Genomic DNA, 15,035 nt, shown 5'->3' with positions numbered 1-15,035 from the left:
CTGGGACGCGGAACGCGTAGGCTCGGCCCGATTGGGCGGGAGCCGCGAAAAGAGATGGGTGAGGGCCGGCCTCCAGCCGGGGGCGGTGGCCATCGGCCAGCCCTCACCCGACCCTCTCCCTGGGGGAGGAGAGGGATGGGAATTCAGATCCTGGGCCACCGTCGCCCTCCTCCCCGCCGTCATCCCCCGGCTTGTCCGGGGGATCCACTGCGGGGCGCCGCGACGCCGGGGTGTCGGCCCGGTGGATGCCCCGGACGAGCCGGGGCATGACGGTGGCTTGTTTGGGCGCCGGAGGGGCTTCCCCCGTCGCCAAGTCTGCTCCACCGCCGACCATCCCTCCCACCGTCGCCCTCCGGCTTGACCGGAGGGCCCACGCCCTGCCGGTATCCCGGCTCGGCGGTGGATGCTCCGGTCAAGCCGGAGCATGACGGCGGTTCTCGCCGCGGCGCCGGGCTATCGGCCTGGCGGATGCCCTAGATGCGCCGGGGCATGACGGCGACTACTTCACCGTCGCGGCCGCGGCCTGGGTGACGAGCATGGGCACCGGCTCCGGCGTCACCTCGGCGCCGGGGCGCACGCGGTGGAGGCCGTTCACGATCACCCGCTCGCCGGGCTTGAGGCCCGTGGTGACGACCCGGAGACCGTCGGCCGCCGGGCCGAGCGTCACCTCGCGCCAGACCGCCTTGTTGTCGGCGCCCACCACGAACACGAACTTCTTGTCCTGGTCGGTGCCCACCGCGCGCTCGCTCACCAGCAGCGCCGGCTCGGTCTTCACCTGGCCCATCTTGAGCCGCACGAACTGGCCGGGAATGAAGCGCCCGTCGGCATTGGCGAACTGGGCGCGCACGCGCACCGTGCCGGTGCGGGCGTCGACCTGGTTGTCGATGAGCTGCATGCGGCCCTCGACCGGGCGGCCCGCGCCGACGCTCATCAGCACCGGGATGCGCTCGATGCCGCCATCGGCGCCGCCGAGGGCGTCGAGCGCCTTCAGCACCACGCCCTCGTCGGCCGAGAAGCTGGCATAGATCGGGTCGACCGACACCAGCGAGGTCAGCACCGGCGCGCCGGGGCCGGCGGCCACCAGGTTGCCCACCGTGATCTCCAGCCGCCCGACCCGGCCGGACACCGGGGCGCGCACCTGGGTATAAGAGAGATTGAGCTGCGCGGCGCGCAACTGCGCCTCGGCGGCGCGCTGGCCGGCGCGGGCGGCGCGCTCGGCGTTCACCCGCTCGTCGATGTTCTGCTGCGAGATGGTCCGCGAGTTGATGAGCCGCTCGCCGCGCTCCAGCTCGTTCTTGGCCAGCTCCACGCGCGATTCGGCGGAGGCGACCTGCGCGGCCGCCTGGTCGACGTCGGCCTGGAACGGCTCGGGATCGATGGTGACGAGGAGGTCGCCGGCCTTCACCAGCGCGCCCTCGCGGAAGTGCACGGACTTCACCTGGCCGGCGACGCGCGAGCGCACCTCGACGCGCTCCACCGCCTCCAGGCGGCCGGAGAACTCGTCATAGAGCTGGGTCTCGCGCGACTCCACCGTCGCCACCGAGACGGGCGGCGGGGGCGGGGCGCTGGCGGACGCCGCGGCGGGGTCCGCCTTCGCTCCGTGCTCGGGCAGGAGGGCGAAGCTGGCGGCGCCGAGGGCGCCCACGGCGATGCCGAGGAAGAGCAGGCGCTTCAGGGACAAAGGACGGGTCATGGGTCGTTCCTGGATGCGGTCGGTCAGAGGACGGACGAGGCGGCGGCGTTCCGACGCCCGGTCGCGGATTTGAAGAAGGCGGCGAACAGCGCGGTGAGGCGCGCTTCCCAGGCCGGCGGCACGGCGGCCTCGCCGTCGAGCCCCTCGGGCCATTCGGTGGGGGCTTCCAGCACCTCGATGGTGGTGGGCACGCCCGCCTTGGCGAGCGCGCGGGCATAGGCGACGCTCTCGTCACGCAGGGGGTCGTCTTCGGCGCTGACGATCAGCGCCGGCGGCAGGCCGGCGAGCCGGGAGGAGGCGAGCGGCGCCGCATAAGGGTGGGACGCCTTGTCGGCAGTGCCGAGATATTTCTGCCAGCCGTCCGCCCACTTGCAGCCGGAGGCGCCGATCTCGGCCTCGCGCCACGAGGCGGTGGCGAGCGTCGGGTCGAGCATGGGCGAGATGAGGATCTGCCCGGCGATCGGCGGGTGCTGCTGGTCGCGCGCCATCATGGCGAGGCCGGCGGCGAGGTTGCCGCCCGCCTCCACCCCGGCGACGAACAGCTTCGAGGACTTGCGGGCGATCTCGCCGCGCTGGGCATGGAGCGCCGCCAGGACGCCGGCCATGGCGGTGAGCGCGAACGGAAACGGATGCTCGCAGGCGAGCGGATATTCCGCCGAGACCACCACCGCGCCGGCCACCGCCAGAAGGCGGGCGACCAGGTCGCCGCACTGGCACGAGCCTTCGGTGAAGGCGCCGCCGTGCAGATTCAGCACCAGAGGAGCCCCCGGCACCGCCCGTCCATAGACCCGCACCGGCATCTCGCCCGACGCGGTGGCGATGCGCCGCTCGGTCCAAGGCTGGCAGGTGGGGATGAGGGGCGGGGTCATGGCGCGTTTTCGGTCCGTCTTGGGGGCTGCTCTTGGAGACCGCTCTTGGGAGCTGTTCGCGGAGGCCCGCTGGCCTTGTGCGATGCAAAAAGCTAGACCTAACGGAAGTCTGGATAAACTGGCCAATTGCGATATTATTATTCACTTACATGAACAATCAGAGCTAAATCACAGGAAGCGACCGGGTGATGGACCAGCTTGCTGCAATGCGGGGATTCATGCGGGTGGTGGAAACCGGCAGCTTCACCCGGGCCGCCGCCGTGCTCGCGCTGCCCAAGGCGACCCTCACCAAGCAGATCCAGCAATTGGAGGCGCACCTCTCCACGCGCCTGCTCAACCGCACCACCCGCCGGGTGACCGTGACGCCGGACGGCGCCGCCTATTACGAGCGCGCGCTCGCCCTCCTCAACGACCTCGAGGAGCTGGACGGCTCGATGTCCGCCTCCCAGGCCAATCCGCGCGGGCGGCTGCGCATCGACCTGTCCCCCTCGCTGGCGGTGGAGGTGCTGATTCCGGCGCTGCCCGACTTCCTCGCCCGCTATCCCGACATCCAGCTCGACGTGGGCTGCACCGACCGGCCGGTCGACCTGCTCGGCGAGAACGTGGACTGCGTGATTCGCGCGGGCGAAATCCGCGACCCCTCGCTGATCGCCCGCCGCATCGGCCAGGTGCCGTTCCTCACCTGCGCCGCGCCGTCCTACATCGCCGCCCACGGCATCCCGCGCCATCCCAGTGAGCTTGAGACCGAGCACGTGGTCGTGCGCTATTTCAGCGAGGCGACCGGGCGCTATTTCGACTACGAGTTCCGCCGGGACGGGGAGGTGATCGAAGTGGCCGGCCGCTACCGGGTCGCCTGCAATGACGGCGTCGCCTACCTCGCCGCCGGCCTCGCCGGGATGGGCGTGCTGCAGGCGCCCGCCTTCCTGGTGGCGCCCCACATCGCCCGCGGGGCGCTCGTGTCCGTGCTCGGCGAGTGGGACGCCGAGCCGCTGCCCATCCACGTAGTCTATGCGCCGAACCGGCACCTCTCGAACCGGGTGCGGGTGTTCGTCGACTGGGTGGCCGACCGGTTCGCGCGCGCCAATCTGGCGTGACCCGGACCGGGGCGACTTCGGCCTAGTCCGGCACCATCCCGTTCTGCGCCAGCACCGCGCCGGCCAGATACAGCGATCCCGCCACCAGGACTCGCGGCGGCGGGAATTGGGGGTGGAACGACAGTCCGTCCAGCGCCGCGCCCACGTCCGCCGCGACCGACGCGGGGATGCCGAGCGCCTGGGCGGTGGCCGCCACCTCCTGCGGCGACAGGCCCATATGGTCTCCGGGAACCGGCACCGCCACCGCCGCCCGCGCCAGTCCGGCGAATGGGGCGAGGAAGCCGCTGACATCCTTGGTTCCCAGCATTCCGACCACCAGCACCAGCGGCCGCGAATAGCGCTCCTCCAGCTCGCAGACCGCATGGGCGAGTGCTTCGCCGCCGGCGGCGTTGTGGCCGCCGTCGAGCCAGACCTCCGCCCCCGCCGGCGCCCGCGCCACCAGGGGGCCGGAGCCGAGCCGCTGCAGCCGCGCCGGCCAGTCGGCCTTCAGGATGCCCGCCTCGAAGGCGGCGGCCGGTAAGGCCAGGCCCGGCATGGCCCGGAGGGCCGCTACCGCGATCCCGGCATTGCCGATCTGGTGCGGCCCCACGAGCCGCGGCCGCGGCAGATCGAGCAGCCCGTTCTCGTCGGCATAAGCGAGCCGCCCGGCATCGTCGGCGATGCTCCAGTGCTGGCCGCACATGAAGACCGGCGCGCGGGCGCGCGCCGCCGCGCGCTCGATCACAGCCTCCGCCTCGCCGGCCTGGGCGCCCGACACGACCGGCACCCGGGGCTTGATGATGCCGGCTTTTTCGCCGGCGATGGCGGAAAGCGTCGAGCCGAGGAAGTCCACATGGTCGATGGAGACCGGGGTGATGACGCTCACCGCCGGCGTCTCAATCACGTTGGTGGCGTCGAGCCGCCCGCCGAGGCCCACCTCCAGCAGCAGCACGTCCGCCGGCGTCTCGGAGAAGAGGATGAGCGCCGCGGCGGTGGTGATCTCGAACAGGGTGATGGGCGCGCCGGCATTCGCCGTCTCGGCCCGCTCCAGCGCCTCCGCCAGCGGGGCGTCCTCCACCAGATGCCCGGCGAGGCGGATACGCTCGTTGAAGCGCACCAGATGCGGCGAGGTATAGACGTGGACGCGCTTTCCCGCTGCCTCCAGGATGGCGCGCATGAAAGCGATGGTGGAGCCCTTGCCGTTGGTTCCGGCCACATGGATCGCGGGCGGCAGCCGCCGCTCGGGATGGCCGAGCGCCGCCATCAGCCGCTCCATGCGTGCGAGCGACAAATCGATCTTCTTGGGATGCAGAGCGGAGAGCCGGTCCAAAATGGAATCCGGCGCCCGCATGGGCTGGGCTAGGGCCATCTTCGTCTTCTTTCGAGGCCCCGCGGCTGGCGGGGACCGTCAGGCCGCGGAAGCGGGCGGCGCGGCCTCCGGAGCGGACGGGCGCGGCAGGCGCGCCTTGGGCGGCAGCGCCGGGGCGCGCATGAGCAGCCGGCACAGGCGGCCCAGCGTCTCGCGCATCTGGTGGCGGTGCACCACGAGGTCGATCATGCCGTGGGCGTGCAGGTATTCGGCCCGCTGGAAGCCCTCGGGCAGCTTCTCGCGGATGGTCTGCTCGATCACGCGCGGGCCGGCGAAGCCCACCAGCGCGCCCGGCTCGGCGATCTGGATGTCGCCCAGCATGGCGTAGGAGGCGGTGACGCCGCCCGTGGTGGGATTGGTGAGCACGACGATGTAGGGCTTCTTCGCCTCGCGCAGTTCCTGGATCGCCACCGTGGTGCGCGGCAATTGCATGAGCGAGAGGATGCCCTCCTGCATGCGCGCCCCGCCAGAGGCGGCGAACATGATGAAGGGCGTGCCCTTCTGCGCCGCGGTCTGGAGGCCGGTCACCACCGCCTCGCCGGCGGCCATGCCGAGCGAGCCGCCCATGAAGCCGAAGTCCTGCACCGCGATCGTGACCGGCAGCTCCTCCAGCATCCCGGTCGCGACCTTCACCGCGTCCTGGTAGGAGGTCTTGGCGCGCGCGTCCTTCAGCCGGTCCACGTAGCGGCGCTCGTCGCGGAACTTCAGCGGGTCGATCGCCACGTCGGGGAGGGCGACCTCCTCATAGGCGCCGTCGTCGAAGGTGTTCTTCAGCCGCGTCACCGCGTCCATGCGCATGTGATAGCCGGAGCCGGGGATGACGAACTGGTTCGTCTCCAGGTCCTTGTGGAACACCATCTGCCCGGTTTCCGGGCACTTCACCCAGAGGTTCTCGGGAACCTCGCGCCGCGCCAGGAAGTCGCGAATCTTCGGGCGGACGACGTTGGAAATCCAGTTCACGGGCATCTCCGGCGGATCAGCGCGGCGGCGTGTTGCAGCGCGGCGTGCCACGGCACACCTCTAAAGGCAAGCCGAGCGCGGCGAAAGTGCGGCGTGGGTGCCGCCCGGCGCCGTTCAGCGCCGCACGGCGCGCACTGCATCGGCGAGCGCGCGGGCGAGCTGCTCCACGGCGGGCACGGTCTCGGCGGTCGCCTTGCCGTGGGAATCGAGGCTGGCGCGCACCGTCTCCACCAGCGCCGAGCCCACCACCACGGCGTCCGCGCCCTTGGCGATGGCGGCCGCCTGCTCGGGCGTCTTCACGCCGAAGCCCACGGCCACCGGCAGCGCGGTGTGCCCCTTGATGCGCTTCACCGCGGTGCCGACCGCATCGGCGTCGGGGGTCGCCGAGCCGGTGATGCCGGTGATGGAGACATAATAGACGAAGCCCGCCGTGTGCTTCAGCACGGCCGGCAGGCGCCTGTCGTCGGTGGTCGGGGTGGCGAGCCGGATGAAGTCGATGCCGGCGGCGAGCGCCGGCAGGCACAGCTCGTCGTCCTCTTCCGGCGGCAGGTCGACGACGATCAGGCCGTCCACGCCCGCCGCCTTGGCGTCCGCCAGGAAGCGGTCGACGCCGTAGACGTAGATCGGGTTGAAATAGCCCATCAGGACGATCGGCGTTGTGGCGTCACCTTCCCGGAAGGCCTTCACCATGCCGAGCGTCTTGGCGAGCGTCTGGCCGGCACGAAGCGCGCGCAGGCCGGCGGCCTGGATCGCCGGGCCGTCCGCCATGGGGTCGGTGAAGGGCACGCCCAGCTCGATCACGTCCGCACCCGCGCCGGGCAGGGCCTTGAGGATAGCGAGCGAGGTCGCCCCGTCCGGATCGCCAGCGGTGATGAAGGTGACGAGGCCGGGCCGTCCCTCCTTCGCGAGGGCCTGGAAGCGGTCGTCGATACGGGTCGGGCTCGTGGTCGGGCTGGTCATGGAAGGTCGCCGGATTTTTGTTGGCCTGCCGCAAGGCAGGCAGGCGCCGCGACGGCGCCGGGACAGGGGCAGCGCGCCGCGGGAGCGGCGCGCGGTCGGAATGCCGTCAGGACTTCGGGCTGGTGATGGCGCAGTCCGCCGCCGTGGCGTTCGCACCGAACAGGCGCACCTGGTCCTGGCCGGTGACGCCGGGAACGGTCGAGAACAGGGTGGTGGAGGAGGTGCCCACCGCCTTGCCGCCGTTCTTGAACGTGCAGGTGACGACGATCTGGTCGATCACCTGGGTGGAATTGTTCTTCACCGCGACCGAGATGAACGCGCCGCCGCCGTCCGAGCGCACCTTGTCGGTGGTCAGGATGAGGCCGGCGGGATCGGCGGCCGCGCCCCCGGCGAAGGCGGCCATGGCGAGGGTCGGAATGGCGGACGCAAAGCGCAGCTTCTGCCTCATATCTGTGCCCCCAGATGCTCGGCCACCGTGAAGATGTCCTTGTCTCCCCGGCCCGAGAGATTCATCACCATCAGGTGGTCCTGCGGCCGCTCGGTGGCGAGTTCCAGCACCTTGCCGAGCGCATGCGCGCATTCGAGCGCCGGTATGATGCCCTCAAGCTTCGAGCACACCTGGAACGCGGCCAAGGCCTCGGCATCGGTGCAGGTGATGTACGTCACCCGGCCGATGTCGTTGAGCCAGGAATGCTCGGGGCCGATGCCGGGATAGTCGAGGCCGGCGGAGATGGAATGCGCCTCGGCGATCTGCCCGTCGCCGTCCATCAGGAGATAGGTGCGGTTGCCGTGCAGAACCCCGGGCTTGCCGCCGGTGATGGAGGCGGCGTGCTGGCCGGAGGCGATGCCGTGGCCCGCCGCCTCGACGCCGAACATCTCCACGGTGGGATCGTCCAGGAACGGATGGAACAGGCCCATGGCGTTGGAGCCGCCGCCCACGGCCGCGATCAGGCTGTCCGGCAGGCGGCCTTCCGCCTCCATGATCTGCTCGCGCGTCTCTCGGCCGATGATGGACTGGAAGTCGCGCACCATGCCGGGATAGGGGTGGGGGCCCGCCACCGTGCCGATGCAGTAGAAGGTGTCGTGCACGTTGGTGACCCAGTCGCGCAGCGCCTCGTTCATGGCGTCCTTGAGGGTCTTGGAGCCGGACTGAACCGGCACCACCTCGGCGCCCAGCATCTTCATGCGGAACACGTTGGGCTTCTGCCGCTCCACGTCCACCGCGCCCATATAGACCACGCACTTCAGGCCGAAGCGCGCGCAGAGCGTGGCGGTGGCGACGCCGTGCTGGCCGGCGCCGGTCTCGGCGATGATGCGATGCTTGCCCATGCGGCGGGCCAGCATGATCTGGCCGAGCACGTTGTTCACCTTGTGGGAGCCGGTGTGGTTCAGCTCCTCGCGCTTGAAATAGATCTTGGCGCCCCCATCCTTGCCGGCCTTGCGCGCCACATCGCGCAGATGCTCGGTGAGGCGCTCGGCGTAATAGAGCGGGGAGGGCCGGCCCACATAATGGGTGAGGTAGCCGTCCATCTCCGCCTGGAAGGCGGGATCGGCCCTGGCCGCCTCATAGGCCTTCTCCAGCTCCAGGATGAGCGGCATCAGCGTCTCGGCGACGAAGCGGCCGCCGTGGATGCCGAAATGGCCACGCTCGTCGGGACCGGTGCGGAAGGAGTTGGGGGCGTTCACGAAACCTCGGCTTTATCAAGAGGATACGGTTTTGCTGCGGCAGCGTCCCTCGCCGCGGCTGCGCTGCGCGCCGCCGCCACGAAGGCGCGGATCTTGTCCGGCGACTTGACGCCCGGAGCATCCTCGACGCCCGAGGAGACGTCCACGCCATCGACCCGCGCCACCGAAAGGGCGTCGGCCACATTCGCCGCGTCGAGCCCTCCGGAAAGCATGGCGGGACGGGAAACGTCAAGGCCGGCGAGCAACCGCCAGTCGAAAGGCCGCCCATTGCCGCCTGGCAGCACGTCGTCCGGGGCGGGCTTGGCATCGAACAGCAGGCGGTCGGCGACGGCCGCGAAGGCCGGCACTACGGCGAGGTCCTCGCGCCGGGCGACCGGCAGCGCCTTCATCACCGGCCGGCCGAAGGCGGCGCGGATGGCGGCGACCCGCGCCGGGCTCTCGGTGCCGTGAAGCTGGAGGATATCGGGATCGAGCGCGGCGACGAGGGCGGCGAGCGTCGCGTCGTCCGCATCCACCGTGAGCGCCACCTTGAGCGCCCGGCCGGCGACCTGCGCGGACAGGGCGGGCAGCGCGGCGATCGACAGGTGGCGCGGGCTCTTCGGGAAATGCACGAAGCCCACGAGATCGGCGCCCACCGCCAGCGCCGCCTCCAGCGTGGGGGCAGTCCGGAGGCCGCAGATCTTGATCTCGATGCCCATGGGTCTTCCGAAACGTTGAGGCGCGGGCCGTCGGGACGCCGCGCCGGCGCCCCCTCAGGTGGCGAGGCGGGTGAACTGTCCTCCCTTGCGGAAGCGCCAGAGATAGGTCGGCAGGATGGTGGCGAGGGCCGATGGGGCGACGCCGAGGCCTTCCAGCGTGAAGCCCGCCTTCGCCGCGGCCTCGCTCACCACGTTGTCGGCGCGCAGCATCGCCACCTGGTCGCGGGTGAGCGGCGCGCCGGGCGCCCAGTCGGTGAGGTAGGCCATGAAATGGGCGAGGCCGAAGGGCAGGTCGATCAGCAGCCGCTTGGCGGCGATCTCGTGCAGCATCAGCTCCATCAGTTCCCGGAAGGTGCGCACCTCCGGCCCGCCCAACTCATAGGTGGCGCCGGCCTTGGCCTTGCCATCCACCGCCGCGAGCACCGCCTGGGCGAGGTCGCCGACGAACACGGGCTGGAATTTCGTCGCACCGCCGCCGATCAGCGGCAGCGCGGGGGAGAACTGCGCCATGGCGGCGAAGCGGTTGAAGAACTCGTCTTCCTGGCCGAACACCACCGAGGGGCGCATGACGACGGCGTCGGGCGCCAGCTCGCGCACGGCCATCTCGCCCTCGGCCTTGCTGCGGCCATAGGCGGAGGGGGACGCGGCGTCAGCGCCGATGGCCGACATGTGCACCAGCGGCGCCCCTACCGCCTTCGCGGCGGAGGCGATGGTGCGGGCGCCGAACACGTGGACCGCATCGAAGCTCTGCCGGCCGCTCTCGGCCAGCACGCCTACCAGATTGACGATCGCCTCCGAGCCCTCCGCCGCGCGGGCGACGCTGTCGGGAAAGCGGACATTGGCCTGGCTGACCTGGATCTGGCCGACGAAGCCGAGCGGCTGGAGGAAGCCGGCGAGATCGGGCCGGCGCACCGCGACTCGCACCCGGTAGCCGCGCTTGGCGAGCACGCGCACCACGTGGCGTCCCAGGAACCCCGAGCCGCCGAATACCGTCACGAGGCTGTCGCTCACCGGACGATCGGTCACCGCCACATCGCTCATGCCATCACCCTCGCCTCAAGCGGGTCACCCGCCGCTTCGCATTCCGGCCCAGCACATACGCGAATGCGCCCTTGGCCGTAAAGCGTCCAGGTGGTCGCGCGGCCGGTCGCCGGAACCCCGCATGTATATATAGAGAGACAGGTGCCGCGGCCCCAGGCCGGCCGGGCTGGGGAAACGCGGCGGTTCGCGGCCATCCGTATTGACGGCGCGCCGCTTCCCTCCTATAAGCCCGGCACTTCGCTGGCGGCCAACGCTGCCCGCGTGTTCACCCATTCCAGCGCAGGGCACCAGAGCTGCAAGGGCTCGCACCGCCATTTGCGCGAAACGACAAGGATGGCCGATGGCCAATACGCCTTCCGCCAAGAAAGCGGCCCGCAAGATCGAGCGCCGCACCGAAGTGAACCGCTCGCGCCGTTCGCGCGTCCGCACCTTCCTGCGCAAGCTGGAGGATGCCCTCGCCGCCGGTGACGCCACCCAGGCGCAGGCCGCGTTCCAGGCCGCCCAGCCGGAGCTGATGCGCGCCGTGACCAAGGGCGTGATCCACAAGAACACCGCCTCCCGCAAGGTGTCGCGCCTCGCGGCCCGGGTGCGCAAGCTTTCCGCGTGAGCGGTAAGTAAATAGATAAGACAACATTTCTGTCTTACGGAAAAAGGCCCGACCTGTCGGGCCTTTTTCTTTGCGTGCGCTCGCGGGATCTGTCCGAGGGGGTGGAATGATTCGCGGCGGCCCCTACGGCGATCGGGTCCGCACGTCAATCCCCGCCGCCGAGTCGGGTCAGTTTTCGCCGTCATACGTCCGTCGCAGACCGATCAGGAAAAGAATTGGGCGCTGAACCACTTATGGGCCAAGCGCGCGGAGCGGCCGGGGGCTATTTTTATTGGCTGTATCATCTTGCCAGCGGCCTGCGACGCCCCTCATTGCGTGCCGCGCGCGTATCCGCCTCGAATCTCGTTGCTGGCACAGAGGTTTGCCGGCTGATTGAAGGCCCGGAACGCCCGGGCACCCTGCGACGCTTGTGCCCGTTATCCCGTGCGGCGGGGAAAGGCGTTGCACCCCCAACAGGGCCTGTGTATGTTCGACCTCACTCCCGGAGCGACACCGGGTGTTCACCGACAGGCCAAAAGTTTTCACGCTCTTCGTGGAAGAGGAGGGGTGTATCATGTTCTATTACATTGATATTTCCCCGGCGTGCGGCGTGCCCTTCCACTCCAGGTGTCTGTCTTTGATCAAAGTATTGCTCAGAATGAACGTGTAGTTTTCTTCTAGAGCAACCAAAGAACATAAAAACTCTTGAAATTCTAATGGTCCGCATCGCGCGTGCGCATGCGGCGGATGGGGCGGCTATGACTTTAGGCAACGGAATGGCACAAGGCGTGGCACCCTTCGCTTCCCTCAAGCCGTTTGCGTGCCTGGTTCCTCCCGCCATTCGATCCCGTCAGATGGTCAAGGCCGAAGCCGGGCCGCCGTCGGGATCGCCGATGGGCGCATGATGCCGCGCTGACACCGACGGCGCCGGACGGGCGCCCAGCCTCCCACACGCCAACCTTCGCGCGATGGCTGCGCAGCCCGCTTCCGGGCGCGACCAGCCGTCTCGTCTCAACCAGGGAGCCGCATGACCCGCGGCCGGGACCTCTATGTTCAAGTCGCACAATTCCGATGGATCCGAGCCTGGCAAACGCCCCTTCCGACCCGGCCTCGCCGATGCGGTGGGAGTGGATGCGGGCGCCAGCCAGTGGGAGCGCGTGCGCCAGCGCCTGCATGAGGAATATGGCGAGGAGAAATACACCAGCTGGTTCGTTCGCATGGAACTGGAGGCGCTGAAAAGCGACCTGGTCCAGCTCTCCGTCCCCACGCGCTTCCTGAAGTCCTGGATCCAGGAGAACTTCCTGCCGCGGATCACCGACCTGTGGGCCGAGGAGAGCGGCGTTGCGCGCCGCATCGACCTCGCCGTGCGCAGCGCGGTGAACCGCACCATTCCGCTCAAGGCCACCGAGCCCCGCGAGGCGGTGAGCGAGCGCACCGCGGAGCCGCGCGCCGCGGCGTCCGCGTCGATGCCGGCTGCCGCCGCGGCGAGCCTCGCCGCGCGCGACGTGGCCGCCGGCTCGCCGCTCGACCCGCGCCTCACCTTCGAGACCTTCGTGGTCGGCAAGTCCAACTCGCTCGCCCATGCCGCCGCGCGCCAGGTGGCGGACGCCGCCAGCGGCGCGAGCCCGGTGTTCAACCCGCTCTATCTCCATGCGGCGGTCGGGCTCGGCAAGACCCACCTCTTGCAGGCAGTGGCCTGGGCCGGCGTACAGAACGGTCGCCGCACCACCTATCTGACCGCCGAGCGCTTCATGTACGGCTTCGTCGCCGCGCTGAAGGCGCACTCGGCGATCGCCTTCAAGGACACGCTGCGCACCATCGACACGCTGGTGATCGACGACCTCCAGTTCCTGAAGGGCAACAACCTGCAGCAGGAATTCTGCCACACACTCAACGCGCTGCTCGATGGCGGGCGGCAGGTGATGGTGGCTGCCGACTGCCCGCCCGGCGAACTGGAGCATCTCGACGAGCGCGTCCGCTCGCGCCTCGCCGGCGGCCTCGTGGTGGAGCTCGCCCCGCTGGAGGAGGACCTGCGCCACCAGATCCTCAAGGCGCGCTACCAGACGCTCGCCGAGCAGCACCGCGGCTTCACGGTGCCGGCGCCCGTGCTCGAATTCCTCGCCCGCTCCGTGGGGCAGAGCGGCCGCGACCTCGACGGCGCGCTGAACAAGCTGCTCGCCTTCAACCAGCTCACCGGCGAGCCGGTGACGCTGGAGATGGCCGAGAACGCGGTAAAGGACCTGGTGCGCCCCTCCGACCCCAAGCGGGTGCGGATCGACGACATCCTGCGCATCGTGGCCAAGCACTACAACGTGTCGCGCGCGGACCTCCTCTCCCAGCGCCGCACCGCCAACGTGGTGAAGCCGCGCCAGATCGCCATGTATCTCGCCAAGGTGCTGACCCTGCGCTCCCTGCCGGAGATCGGTCGACGCTTCGGCGGTAGGGACCATACTACCGTTCTTCACGCCGTGCGCAAGATCGATGGGCTGGTCGCGACCGACCGCGCACTGGCGGACGAGATCGAGATTCTCAAGCGCCTCGTCCTGGAGGGCTGAGCGGAACTGCGGGGACGCGCGCCGCGCCGCAACCCGCTCCTGTGGACAGGCGCATCCACAGGGCTGTGGAGCACCCGCACGATCGCCGGCGGGCCTTGAGCGCGGCCGGTTCTTCCCGCCCGCGCCCTGTGGATGGGAACCCCGCGCCGCGAGCCCGGCCTGTGGGCGACGGCCCGGCCCGCGGGCTGTGGATGATCGTTGCGCAACCCACCGAAGCCTTGTGGATGAAGGCGCCGGGGGGCATTTCGGCGCACATTTTTTGCCCCTGCCCTTGCTTTGAGCCGGCGCGGGCGGCAATGTCGGCGGCCCGGCGCCCACCCCAGGGGCGCCCGTCCGCGGCGTGTCCACGCCGCGAGCGCCAAATTTCCAGAGCGAAGAGTGAACGGGCCAGGGCCATGAAGGTGACCGTCGAGCGCGCCGAGCTTCTCAAGTCGCTCAGCCATGTCCACCGCGTCGTCGAGCGGCGCAACACCATTCCGATCCTCGCCAACGTGCTCATCCGCGCCGCGAAGGCAGGCCTGGAGCTGAAGGCGACCGACCTCGATCTGGAGGTGGTGGAGACGGTGCCGGCCGAGATCGGCCAGGACGGCGCCACCACCGTGCCCGCCCACGTGCTCTACGACATCGTGCGCAAGCTGCCCGAAGGGGCGCAGGTGCAGCTCGAAGTGGGCGGCGAGCGCGGCACGCTCACGGTGCGCGCCGGCCGCGCCCGGTTCCAGCTCCAGACCTTGCCCGAGGCGGACTTTCCGGACCTCGCCGCCGGCGAGTTCTCCCACACCTTCAAGCTGAAGGGCGCGGAGTTCCGGCGCCTCGTCGACAAGACGCAGTTCGCGATCTCCACCGAGGAGACGCGCTATTATCTCAACGGCATCTATCTGCACGTGGCCGAGCCCACCAAGGGCAAGCCCATGCTGCGGGCGGTCGCCACCGACGGCCACCGCCTCGCCCAGGCGGAGCTGGACGCGCCCGAAGGCGCCATCGGCATTCCCGGCGTGATCGTGCCGCGCAAGACCGTCGCCGAGATCCAGAAGCTGCTGGAGGACAAGGACGCCGAGGTGTCCGTATCGCTCTCCGCCAGCAAGATCCGGGTTCAGGTCGGGCAGGTGGTGCTGACCTCCAAGCTGATCGACGGCACCTTCCCGGACTATGGCCGCGTGATCCCCCAGGGCAACGACAAGACGCTGTTCGTGGACAAGGTGGAGTTCGCCGCGGCGGTGGACCGCGTCTCCACCGTCTCGTCCGAGCGCGGGCGGGCGGTGAAGCTCTCGCTCGGCGACGGCAAGCTGACCCTGTCCGTGACCAACCCGGATTCCGGCAGCGCCACCGAGGAGCTGGAGGTCGACTACGGCTCCGAGCCGCTCGATATCGGCTTCAACTCGCGCTATCTGCTGGACATCACCTCGCAGCTCGAAGGCGACACGGCGGAGCTCAAGCTCGCCGATCCCGGCTCGCCGACCCTGGTGCGCGATTCCACCAAGACCGACGCGCTCTACGTGCTCATGCCCATGCGGGTGTGACGCCGCAGTTGCGTCTTCCGGGCGGCGT

Annotated in this window: 13 protein-coding genes; 4 read left to right on the top strand and 9 right to left on the bottom strand. The window is 70.0% G+C overall.

All coding sequences use genetic code 11. The annotated features are described in order from the left end of the window. Positions 1-499: 499 nt before the first annotated feature. On the bottom strand, positions 500-1,693 hold the full coding sequence (locus tag D9R14_RS06920) for an efflux RND transporter periplasmic adaptor subunit (RefSeq protein WP_121622583.1): 1,194 nt from the start codon (positions 1,691-1,693) through the stop codon (positions 500-502). 23 nt (positions 1,694-1,716) lie between these two features. Continuing rightward, the gene (locus D9R14_RS06915) at positions 1,717-2,562 is read right to left on the bottom strand and encodes an alpha/beta hydrolase (RefSeq protein WP_121622582.1); all 846 of its coding nucleotides are present in this window, start codon (positions 2,560-2,562) and stop codon (positions 1,717-1,719) included. A 188-nt stretch (positions 2,563-2,750) separates the two neighbouring features. Here D9R14_RS06915 and D9R14_RS06910 point away from each other — a divergent pair, with 188 nt between their 5' ends. Beyond that, complete coding sequence (locus D9R14_RS06910; RefSeq protein ID WP_121622581.1) at positions 2,751-3,656, top strand: LysR family transcriptional regulator; 906 nt, start codon at positions 2,751-2,753, stop codon at positions 3,654-3,656. Between the two features lie 22 nt (positions 3,657-3,678). On the opposite strand, the gene D9R14_RS06905 is transcribed toward D9R14_RS06910, so the two are convergent. The 7 genes from D9R14_RS06905 to D9R14_RS06875 form a co-directional block, all read right to left on the bottom strand. Continuing rightward, entirely contained in the window at positions 3,679-5,004 is a 1,326-nt protein-coding gene (locus D9R14_RS06905) for a bifunctional folylpolyglutamate synthase/dihydrofolate synthase (protein WP_121622580.1), read from the bottom strand. 39 nt (positions 5,005-5,043) lie between these two features. Beyond that, positions 5,044-5,964 (bottom strand): acetyl-CoA carboxylase, carboxyltransferase subunit beta, encoded by a 921-nt coding sequence (gene accD, locus D9R14_RS06900; RefSeq protein ID WP_121622680.1) that lies wholly within the window; start codon positions 5,962-5,964, stop codon positions 5,044-5,046. Between the two features lie 114 nt (positions 5,965-6,078). Then, positions 6,079-6,924: a tryptophan synthase subunit alpha gene (gene trpA / locus D9R14_RS06895; protein ID WP_121622579.1), complete on the bottom strand. Its 846-nt coding sequence runs from the start codon at positions 6,922-6,924 to the stop codon at positions 6,079-6,081. 106 nt (positions 6,925-7,030) lie between these two features. Then, positions 7,031-7,372, bottom strand: a complete 342-nt coding sequence (locus D9R14_RS06890) for a hypothetical protein (RefSeq protein ID WP_121622578.1) — start codon at positions 7,370-7,372, stop codon at positions 7,031-7,033. Next, on the bottom strand, positions 7,369-8,610 hold the full coding sequence (gene trpB, locus D9R14_RS06885) for a tryptophan synthase subunit beta (protein ID WP_121622577.1): 1,242 nt from the start codon (positions 8,608-8,610) through the stop codon (positions 7,369-7,371). Before trpB ends, D9R14_RS06890 begins: the two co-directional genes overlap by 4 nt. Further along, positions 8,607-9,308 (bottom strand): phosphoribosylanthranilate isomerase, encoded by a 702-nt coding sequence (locus D9R14_RS06880; RefSeq protein WP_121622576.1) that lies wholly within the window; start codon positions 9,306-9,308, stop codon positions 8,607-8,609. The genes trpB and D9R14_RS06880 overlap by 4 nt, the downstream gene beginning before the upstream one ends. A gap of 54 nt (positions 9,309-9,362) precedes the next feature. Further along, the gene (locus D9R14_RS06875) at positions 9,363-10,349 is read right to left on the bottom strand and encodes a complex I NDUFA9 subunit family protein (RefSeq protein ID WP_121622575.1); all 987 of its coding nucleotides are present in this window, start codon (positions 10,347-10,349) and stop codon (positions 9,363-9,365) included. Positions 10,350-10,689: 340 nt separating this feature from the next. On the opposite strand from D9R14_RS06875, the gene rpsT reads away from it, so the two are divergent. From rpsT to dnaN, 3 genes are all read left to right on the top strand, one after another. After that, entirely contained in the window at positions 10,690-10,956 is a 267-nt protein-coding gene (gene rpsT, locus D9R14_RS06870; protein WP_121622574.1) for a 30S ribosomal protein S20, read from the top strand. A 1,028-nt stretch (positions 10,957-11,984) separates the two neighbouring features. Beyond that, positions 11,985-13,490: a chromosomal replication initiator protein DnaA gene (gene dnaA, locus D9R14_RS06865; RefSeq protein ID WP_121622573.1), complete on the top strand. Its 1,506-nt coding sequence runs from the start codon at positions 11,985-11,987 to the stop codon at positions 13,488-13,490. 395 nt (positions 13,491-13,885) lie between these two features. Continuing rightward, positions 13,886-15,007, top strand: a complete 1,122-nt coding sequence (dnaN, locus tag D9R14_RS06860) for a DNA polymerase III subunit beta (RefSeq protein WP_121622572.1) — start codon at positions 13,886-13,888, stop codon at positions 15,005-15,007. Positions 15,008-15,035: the final 28 nt, after the last annotated feature.

It is taken from the genome of Xanthobacter tagetidis (assembly GCF_003667445.1).
GTDB lineage: Bacteria > Pseudomonadota > Alphaproteobacteria > Rhizobiales > Xanthobacteraceae > Xanthobacter > Xanthobacter tagetidis.
Note: the sequence above shows the minus strand (reverse complement) of the source record. Positions and strands in the feature narration are given on the sequence as shown.

Coding starts and splice junctions, on each gene's coding strand:
- D9R14_RS06920 (WP_121622583.1), bottom strand. CDS start 1,693: ATGACCCGTCCTTTGTCCCTGAAGCGCCTGCTCTTCCTCGGCATCGCC.
- D9R14_RS06910 (WP_121622581.1), top strand. CDS start 2,751: ATGGACCAGCTTGCTGCAATGCGGGGATTCATGCGGGTGGTGGAAACC.
- D9R14_RS06915 (WP_121622582.1), bottom strand. CDS start 2,562: ATGACCCCGCCCCTCATCCCCACCTGCCAGCCTTGGACCGAGCGGCGC.
- D9R14_RS06905 (WP_121622580.1), bottom strand. CDS start 5,004: ATGGCCCTAGCCCAGCCCATGCGGGCGCCGGATTCCATTTTGGACCGG.
- dnaN (WP_121622572.1), top strand. CDS start 13,886: ATGAAGGTGACCGTCGAGCGCGCCGAGCTTCTCAAGTCGCTCAGCCAT.
- D9R14_RS06890 (WP_121622578.1), bottom strand. CDS start 7,372: ATGAGGCAGAAGCTGCGCTTTGCGTCCGCCATTCCGACCCTCGCCATG.
- rpsT (WP_121622574.1), top strand. CDS start 10,690: ATGGCCAATACGCCTTCCGCCAAGAAAGCGGCCCGCAAGATCGAGCGC.
- D9R14_RS06875 (WP_121622575.1), bottom strand. CDS start 10,349: ATGAGCGATGTGGCGGTGACCGATCGTCCGGTGAGCGACAGCCTCGTG.
- trpA (WP_121622579.1), bottom strand. CDS start 6,924: ATGACCAGCCCGACCACGAGCCCGACCCGTATCGACGACCGCTTCCAG.
- D9R14_RS06880 (WP_121622576.1), bottom strand. CDS start 9,308: ATGGGCATCGAGATCAAGATCTGCGGCCTCCGGACTGCCCCCACGCTG.
- dnaA (WP_121622573.1), top strand. CDS start 11,985: ATGTTCAAGTCGCACAATTCCGATGGATCCGAGCCTGGCAAACGCCCC.